Origin of the sequence: Actinomadura geliboluensis (assembly GCF_005889745.1) — a bacterium.
Lineage (GTDB): Bacteria > Actinomycetota > Actinomycetes > Streptosporangiales > Streptosporangiaceae > Spirillospora > Spirillospora geliboluensis.
The window spans coordinates 1-6,077 of the sequence record NZ_VCKZ01000501.1; the positions used below are offsets into that span (position 1 = coordinate 1).

General features: G+C 71.4%; 6 protein-coding genes. 2 read left to right on the forward strand and 4 right to left on the reverse strand.

The features are described from left to right. Positions 1-15: 15 nt before the first annotated feature. The 3 genes from ETD96_RS39640 to treS form a co-directional block, all read right to left on the reverse strand. Positions 16-684 (reverse strand): C40 family peptidase, encoded by a 669-nt coding sequence (locus tag ETD96_RS39640; protein WP_171069461.1) that lies wholly within the window; start codon positions 682-684, stop codon positions 16-18. 284 nt (positions 685-968) lie between these two features. Then, complete coding sequence (locus tag ETD96_RS39645; RefSeq protein WP_138641628.1) at positions 969-2,390, reverse strand: maltokinase N-terminal cap-like domain-containing protein; 1,422 nt, start codon at positions 2,388-2,390, stop codon at positions 969-971. Position 2,391: 1 nt separating this feature from the next. Beyond that, the gene (treS, locus tag ETD96_RS39650; RefSeq protein ID WP_240808556.1) at positions 2,392-4,299 is read right to left on the reverse strand and encodes a maltose alpha-D-glucosyltransferase; all 1,908 of its coding nucleotides are present in this window, start codon (positions 4,297-4,299) and stop codon (positions 2,392-2,394) included. A 401-nt stretch (positions 4,300-4,700) separates the two neighbouring features. Between treS and ETD96_RS39655 the strand changes: the two genes are divergently transcribed. Next, a complete protein-coding gene (locus tag ETD96_RS39655; protein WP_138641629.1) occupies positions 4,701-4,970 on the forward strand; it encodes a hypothetical protein in 270 nt (89 codons plus the stop codon). 3 nt (positions 4,971-4,973) lie between these two features. Next, positions 4,974-5,816: an STAS domain-containing protein gene (locus ETD96_RS39660; RefSeq protein WP_138641630.1), complete on the forward strand. Its 843-nt coding sequence runs from the start codon at positions 4,974-4,976 to the stop codon at positions 5,814-5,816. A 4-nt stretch (positions 5,817-5,820) separates the two neighbouring features. On the opposite strand, the gene ETD96_RS45405 is transcribed toward ETD96_RS39660, so the two are convergent. After that, positions 5,821-6,077, reverse strand: a 257-nt coding sequence (locus ETD96_RS45405; RefSeq protein ID WP_171069462.1) for a hypothetical protein, incomplete at its 5' end; no start/stop codon positions are given.

Below are 6,077 nucleotides of genomic sequence, written 5' to 3' on the forward strand. Positions count from 1 at the left end.
CCGGGGTCGGACGCGTCAGATGTCTATAAGAGACAGATTAGGAACTGTGTCGGATGGTGGCGGAATTTGGGGGGTCCGCCCCTTATCTGGCGGCTGATCCGCGCGCTTCTCCGCGCTCATCCGGTCGATCTTCTCGACCAGCTCCCGCACCGAGGCCGGGAACTCCTTGTAGGCCGGGGCGCCCGGCCGGACCGCGCCGGCGAACTGCCCCTTGCGCCGCTTGCCGATCTTGTCGATGCGGACCCGCGCGCCGGAGTGCGGCGCGTGCAGGAACCTGCCGCGTCCGACGAAGAGGCCGACATGGCTGCGGCCGTGGAAGAAGACGAGGTCGCCCGGCTCGAGGTCGCCGTACTTCACCTTGCGGTCGACCTGGCGGTACTGGGCGTAGGTGACGCGCGGGATCTTCACGCCCGCCTTGCGCCACGCCGCCATCGCGAGACCGGAGCAGTCATAGCCGCCGGGCCCGTCGGCGCCCCACCGGTAGGGCTTGCCGATCTGCTTGCGGGCGAACCGGAGCGCCTTCCCGGCCTTGGACCGCTGGGACGCCACGCGCGTCCGGTACCGGTCGTACGCCTTCACCTTCGCCAGCGTGGCGGAGTCCAGGTGCAGGCTCCGCAGCACCGCCGGGTTGATCGCCGCCGGCGCGGGCGCGCTCAGCGGTACCGCCAGCGCGGCTCCGGTCACCGTCGCGAGGACGGCCGCCCGGAGCGTCCCCCGTTTTCGGCCGGCCGCCGGCCGGGTGCCGCCGGTATGGCCGCCGAATGCTCCGCTTCCGGCCGCGTCATGATGTGAATGGCGTGCGATGGACATCGCTGTTCTCTCCGTTCCCCATTGCCGGGTATCGCGTCGGCAGGTGATCACCATCCTGCCGAGAGTTCGGGTACCCGTTGATCGCCGGGGAATTGAGCGAACCGGCCGATTTTACATGATCATGGCGCGGAATTAGCTGCGTTCTTCAGTGTCTTTGATCAAGCGGTCAGATGGGCGAGCGAGGTCAGCGGAACGGGCAGCCAGGCCGGCCGGTTCCGCGCCTCATAGCGCACCTCGTAGACGGCCTTCTCGAATTCGAACGCGTGCATCAGCACCGAATGCGCGGCCGGGTCGGCGCCGCCGGCCGCCGCGTAGCCGCGGCAGAACGCGGCGCGGTTGCGCGCCGCCCACGCGTGCGCCCGGGTCTCCAGGTGCGGCCCCGACTCGGTCGGCACCGTGCCGGCCTTGGTGATGAGGAACCGCGCCGCGTACTCGAAGGAGCGCAGCATCCCGGCGACGTCGCGCAGCGGGTGCGCGAGGGCCCGCCGCTCGCTCTGCGTGCGGGCCGGCTCGCCCTCGAAGTCCAGCAGCGCCCAGCCCGACTCGGTGCGCAGCACCTGGCCGAGGTGGTAGTCGCCGTGCACGCGCTGGACGGCCAGCGGCGCCGCCCGCGCGGCCAGGTCCAGGAACGCCCCGGTGAGCGCCTTGGCGTGCGGCGCGAGGTTGGGCACCGCCCGGCACGTGGCGGTCAGCTCGGCGTTCATCCGGGCGGCCAGCGCGCGTACCTCGGCGGCCGGGACGGTCGTCACGCCGAACGCGTCGGCGAGCGCCCGGTGCACCTGCGCCGTGGCGGCGCCGAGCCGCTCGGCCTCGGCCGCGAAGTCGCCGCCCGCGACGGCGGCGTCCAGCTCCGCCCACTCGTCGCCGGACGGCAGCGGGTAGGCGAACCAGTCGCGGACGCTCGCGATCGCCAGGCTCCAGCCGTCCGCGCCGGTGTGCAGGTAGTCCGACAGCAGCGCGAGCGTGACCGGTTCCTCGCCGGGCTCGCCGGCGTCCAGCTCGATCCAGCCGTGCACGGCCGGGACGTGCGCGCAGCCCTGGCGGGTGAGCGCGAGGTTGACCTCCAGGTCGAGGTTCACGCCCTGGCTGAGCCGGCGGAACAGCTTGCAGATGTAGGCGTCCCCGAACAGCAGCGAGGTGTTGCTCTGCTCGGCGGTGATGGGCAGGCTCGCCAGGTCCGTCCGGATGCGGGCGCCGCCGGCGTGGTGGAAGCGCAGCGGCCCGATCGACGCCCCGTCCGCCAGCGCGGCCAGCAGCGTCCGGGTCAGGTCCGGGTCGTGGGCGGCGTCGTACGTGCGCGCCCGCGTGCCGCCCGCGCCGCCCGCGTCCCGTCCGATCTCCACGTGGCGGAGCCGGTCGGGGAGTTCGCGGCGGACGCCGAGGAGGAGCTGGTAGTGGTCGGTGGTGCCGTTCTGGCGGACGTCGAGGACGAGGTGGTGCAGGGCGGGGTCGCCGGTGCGCAGTTCGGTGGCGGTGCCGATGGACAGCTCGTCGATGGGGCCGTCCTTGCCGCCGAACCAGCGCTGCCTGGGCAGCCAGTCCGCGAGGTCCCGGGTCAGCTCCGCTCGGGGTGGCAGCATGTCAGACGGTCCTTCCCGCGCCCACGATCCGGTCCTGGCCGGCGTCGTCCGGCGGGAGCAGCTGGAACCAGTAGAAGCCGTGCCCGGGGAGCGTCAGCAGGTACGGGAGCTCCCCGATGGCGGGGAACTGGACGCCGCCCATGCACTCGACGGGGGAGTAGCCCTCGAAGCGCCGCATGTCCAGTTCGACCGGCTGCGGGAAGCGGGACAGGTTGCTGACGCACAGGACCGTGTCCATCTCGCCCCACGGGCTCTCGTCCTCGGTGATCTCGCGGGTGAAGGCGAGGACGGAGGGGTTGGAGGCGGAGAGTTCGACGTAGGAGCCGACGCCGAAGACGGGGTGGCGCTGCCGGATCTCGATCATTTTGCGGGTCCAGTGCAGCAGGGAGCCGGGGTTGTTGGCCTGTGCTTCGACGTTGACGGCCTGGTAGCCGTAGATGGGGTCCATGATGACGGGCAGGTAGAGGCGGGCGGGGTCGCAGTGGGAGAAGCCGGCGTTGCGGTCGGGGGTCCATTGCATGGGGGTGCGGACGGCGTCGCGGTCGCCGAGCCAGATGTTGTCGCCCATGCCGATCTCGTCGCCGTAGTACAGGACGGGGGAGCCGGGGAGGGAGAGCAGCAGGGCGGTGAAGAGTTCGAGTTGGTTGCGGTCGTTGTCCAGGAGGGGGGCCAGGCGGCGGCGGATGCCGATGTTGGCTTTCATGCGGGGGTCTTTGGCGTATTCGGTGTACATGTAGTCGCGTTCTTCGTCGGTGACCATCTCCAGGGTGAGTTCGTCGTGGTTGCGCAGGAAGATTCCCCATTGGCAGGATTCGGGGATTTTGGGGGTCTGGGCCATGATCTCGGAGATGGGGTAGCGCTGCTCGCGGCGGACGGCCATGAAGATGCGGGGCATGACGGGGAAGTGGAAGGCCATGTGGCATTCGTCGCCGCCGGCGGCGGGGTCGCCGAAGTACTCCACGACGTCGGCGGGCCATTGGTTGGCCTCGGCGAGCAGGACGCGGTCGGGGTAGAGGCGGTCGACTTCGGCGCGGACGCGTTTGAGGTAGGCGTGGGTTTCGGGGAGGTTCTCGCAGTTGGTGCCTTCGCGGGCGTACAGGTAGGGGACGGCGTCCAGGCGGAACCCGTCGATGCCCAGGTCGAGCCAGAAGCGCAGGTTCTCCAGCATGGCGTCCTGGACGTCGGGGTTGTCGTAGTTGAGGTCGGGCTGGTGGGAGAAGAAGCGGTGCCAGTAGTACTGGCCGCGGACGGGGTCGTAGGTCCAGTTGGAGGACTCGGTGTCGACGAAGATGATGCGGGCGTCGGGGTAGCCGGTGTCGTCGTCGGCCCACATGTAGAAGTCCCCGAACGGGCCGTCGGGGTCGGTGCGGGACGCCTGGAACCAGGGGTGCTGGTCGGAGGTGTGGTTCATCACCAGGTCCGCGATCACCCGGATACCGCGCGCATGGGCCTGCTCGATGAGTTCGACGAAATCGCCGAGTTCCCCGAAGTCCGGCAGGATGCTGGTGTAGTTCGCGATGTCGTAGCCGCCGTCCTTGAGCGGTGACTGGTAGATCGGCAGCAGCCACAGGCAGTCGATGCCGAGCCATTGCAGATGGTCGAGTTTGGAGATCAGGCCGCGCAGATCGCCGTAGCCGTCATTGTTTGAATCGGCGAATCCCCGCACCGACACCTCGTAGAACACCGCCGTCTTGAACCAGTGGGGCGTGCGCGGCGTGCTCTCGTCGAACGGGTCGGGGACCGCCCCCGAGGCCGGCGCCGATCCCCCCGCGATCCCGCCGGCCGGCCGGGCGCGGCCGGCCTCTCCGGCGGTGCGCGGGCCGCCGCCCGCGCCGGGTCCCGTGTCCAGCTCTGGGGCGGGGACCTGGTCGGACGTGCTGCGGGCGGAATCGTTCGGCTGGCCGTGCATGGGTCACCCCAGGTGTGTTGGAGACATCTAGATCAGCAATGCCCGCCACCGGCGCGGGGGACGTTCAGGACAGGCAACCATCCGTAAAAGATTCCGTACGGAGCGTGACCGATGCGGCGGTTTCGGTTGCCCGCCGGCCCGTCCGCCGGACGCGCGGAGGCGCCGTTCGGGGCGGATCGCCCGGCTGTCGAACACTTGCCGCGCGACGGTTGTGTCATGTCCGTGTTTTTAGGTTCGTCGCTTTTTCTGTCGCAGGCCCCGGGTAGGTCGTTTCCAAGCTCAGAACCCGCCCCCACCGGCGGGTTCTGATCCGTTCGGACGGTTTTCCGTCCAAAGCGATCGGAGGGACAGTGGAGCGCTGGGAGAAGTCGCCATCGGTCGTACCGACACGCGATTCGCTCGTGGCGCGGCTGCGCGTTCGCTTCGCCGACATCCCGGCTGAGAACGTGCGCCGCTGCGTCGACGACCTGTGGTGCTGCTGCACCCATCTCGGGGTGCGGCCCGAGGAAGGGACCATCGAACGCCTCGCCGCGTCCCGGCTGACCGGTGTCGTGCGGGGCGGCCGGCCGCCCTATCCGGACGGCCGGACGGTGTCCAGACCGCCCGGCTCCTCCCTGACCGCCCCGCACCGGCCCGCGCCCGCGGCCGCCAGAACCCCGATCGGGATGTGACGCATGAAGGACACGACCGTGCCGGGCCTGGGCATCGACACCCGGCGAGGGTTCATCGTGCTCAGCCTGCCCGCGCAGATCAGCTGGCAGAACTACGCGGGCGTCCGGGAGGGGGTGAGCAGGGCCCTGTCCATGGCCGCCGGCGGCCGGGCGCACGGGCGGCGGCGCACGGGGGTCGTCGTCGACTTCGGCGACACCGTGCTGCTGGACGCGGCCGGGCTGGTCCTGCTGGCCCGCGCCGAGACGCGCGCGCAGCTGCTCGGCTGCCCGCTGCGGGCCGTGGTGCCCGCCCTGTCATCGCACGTGCGGCGGGCGCTGCACCTCACCGGGCTGGCGCAGCTCGTCCCGGTGTTCCCGGACGTCGCGTCGGCGACCGGCGCGCCCGTCCCGCCCGCGCCGGCGGGCGACGTCGACACCACGCACGTGCTCGACGCCATCCGCGCGCTGCATCCGGGGGACGCCGGGCTGACGCCGACGCCGCCCGCGCCGTCCGAGCTGATGATCACCACGACGGAGGCCGGGGACGGCGACCACACGGTCGTCCACCTGTCCGGCGTGCTGGACGAGGTGACGGTGCCCCGGCTCGGGGAGACGCTGACGACGCTGGTCGAGGGCAACCTGCGGCACCTCATGGTGCGGATGCACGAGCGCCTCGGCATCCGCTGCGACCCGCTGCCGATCCTGCTCGGCATCCGCTGGCGCGTCGCCGCCGAGGGCGGCTGCCTGGCGCTGCCCGCGCTGCCGGCCCGGCTCCGCGAGATCATCGACCGGGAGGGGCTCGGCTCGGTGTTCACCGGCTGCCGCTCCATCGAGGACCGCCTGCTCGGCGGCGCCGGGCCGGCCTGACGGCTCAGCTGCCGCCCGTCCGGCGCCGGCTCCGGGACGGCCGGGACGATTCGGGCCGCGGCGAACTCCGGCGCGACCTCGCGGTCGTCCCGTCCGCCCCGGCCATGCTCCCGTCCGACCGGCTCCCACTGGCCCGCACACGTCCGCCGTTCCGCTGGAACGTGAGGATGTGTGCGGGCTTCTCGCGCGGGTCGAGCCGCACGTAGTTGGACTTGGTCCAGGTGTAGGTGGCGCCGTCGAGTTGGTCGGTGACGGTGTGGG